This window comes from Candidatus Obscuribacterales bacterium, from assembly GCA_036703605.1.
Classification (GTDB): Bacteria; Cyanobacteriota; Cyanobacteriia; order RECH01; family RECH01; genus RECH01.
In genome coordinates this window covers 1-1,104 of record DATNRH010000216.1, presented here as the reverse complement: position 1 = coordinate 1,104, position 1,104 = coordinate 1, and the positions used below count along the sequence as shown (strand labels likewise).

At 54.8% G+C, this 1,104-nt stretch carries 2 protein-coding genes; both read left to right on the top strand.

What is annotated here, in order from left to right:
- The first annotated feature begins 610 nt into the window (after window positions 1-610).
- Window positions 611-823 carry a hypothetical protein gene (locus tag V6D20_04590; GenBank protein ID HEY9815071.1) on the top strand — a complete coding sequence of 71 codons (213 nt, stop codon included), beginning with the start codon at window positions 611-613 and terminating at the stop codon, window positions 821-823.
- Between the two features lie 3 nt (window positions 824-826).
- A complete protein-coding gene (locus tag V6D20_04585; protein HEY9815070.1) occupies window positions 827-1,030 on the top strand; it encodes a hypothetical protein in 204 nt (67 codons plus the stop codon).
- Window positions 1,031-1,104: the final 74 nt, after the last annotated feature.

Sequence of the window (1,104 nt, the reverse complement as noted above, 5' to 3'; positions counted from 1 at the left end):
GCCCCTTGCAAAATAAGTTCCCCCTGATACGGGACAGGATTAGTGGTCCGGGCGCAGCCTCCCTATCCCCCGAGCCAGACCCGGTGTGGGACAATGCGAGCCCGATACAAAAGTTCACCATTGTGTGGGACAGTATCAGCTCGGGCTCGGAGTAGCCTATGCTCATCAACCACTTCAATACGTTTGCTAGAGAACGTACCTGCGATGACTGCGGCCATCCAACTCCTGTATCGACGGATCGTATGTGTTGGGCCTGCCAAGAGGAGGCCCACAGTACGTGCCAGTGTGGTGACCGAAAGCATCCCGACCACTTGCAGTGTCAGTGGTGTAGTGCGAAGCCTTGGCAAAAGTTCGTATTAGCGGTTCGAGAGGAAAGGGTGAGGAAATGATACGCAACCATTTTGATGCCTATGGCCGTGAACAAGAGGCACAGGGGCATACGTGCCGGAGATGCAGAGTGACTCCCCTCTCCTTGGAACATACCTATTGCGGCCTGTGCGTGCAAAAGTTTGCAAAGACATGGGGCTCTGTGCTCATAAAGCTGGACACTCCCCCTGCTATCGTGTACGAGCGCATGACTGAGTGGCTCCGTGGTGAGTGGGAGTAGGCTATGCTCATCAACCACTTCAATACCTATGTGGTCACCCACACATGTGACTCGTGTGGTGAACCCGCTCCCCACAATCAAATTTGTGCGCCCTGCGCTGTATCTGATTCGGCAACCTTCCAAGCTATGCGGGCTAGTATGGCTAGTATGGAGAAGCGGGTTCAAGAACTTCAAGAAGACAGTGCGACCGCTTTCCCCGACTGGTGGGAGGAGTAGCCTATGCCGCTCATCAACTACTTCAATCGCTTTGCTCTTGGGCGCGTGTGCCGGAAGTGCCACACTCAAGTCCCGATCGGGCGTGCCTTTTGTACCCCGTGTGAGGACACCTTTGCACGGGAGTGGGATATACGGGAGGCGCAGTTTCCGGATGCCGAGGTGCACGCGGTCATGCTGAAGTGGCTTGAGGACCGGAAGAAGGGGTAGCCCATGCTACGTAATCATTTCAATGACTATGCTCAGGGCCATATTTGTAGTACATGTGGTACTGTTGGGAGGGT